Source organism: Syntrophomonas sp. UBA1041 (assembly GCF_002316705.1).
In the GTDB taxonomy this organism is placed as follows: Bacteria; Bacillota; Syntrophomonadia; order Syntrophomonadales; family Syntrophomonadaceae; genus DTU019.
This window is the reverse complement of record NZ_DCEA01000114.1, coordinates 10,492-11,095: the sequence shown is the minus strand read 5'-3', so window position 1 is coordinate 11,095 and position 604 is coordinate 10,492. Positions and strand designations below refer to the sequence as shown.

1 protein-coding gene is annotated in these 604 nt (G+C 44.5%); it reads right to left on the bottom strand.

Annotated features, from left to right (window positions below):
• On the bottom strand, window positions 1–604 hold a 604-nt coding region (locus B2633_RS16660), incomplete at both ends, for a KamA family radical SAM protein (protein WP_483171802.1).

Below are 604 nucleotides of genomic sequence, written 5' to 3'. Positions count from 1 at the left end.
CCTGGTTGCCCAAAACTTCTCCTGCTCCAATGAGCCGGTCACAGGCCTGCTTGGCTTCCGGTGTTACTTCCAGCGGTGAATTAAATTGGGTATTAATATAAATGGGTGCATGCTTTTTTAGTACCGCACAAAGGTTGGCGGTTATTCTTTGTGGAAGTGTTACCGGTGTCCTGGTACCAATACGCTTAATTTCGACATGTGAAATGGCATCGAGTTCTCCCAGCAACCAGTCAAGTGTACGATCGCTAAGCATTAGAGCATCCCCACCGGTAATAAGAACATCCCGTATTTCAGAATTGTTTTTAATGTACTGCAGGGCAGCTTCCTGATCTTTACGGGTGGCATGGTTATCAGTTTCACCAAAATTTCTACGGCGCTGACAATGGCGGCAGTACATAGCACATTGATTGGTAACATTGATTATAAGTCGGTCGGGATAACGACGTGTAATACGGGGAGCAGGATTACTCATTTCTTCTCCCATGGGGTCATCCTCACCCTTATATTCATTTATTTCATGCAGACTGGGGACAGACTGCTTGTAAATGGGTGACGCCGCATAATTTTTAAAATCGATTAAACTGAGATAATAGGGAGAAATAGC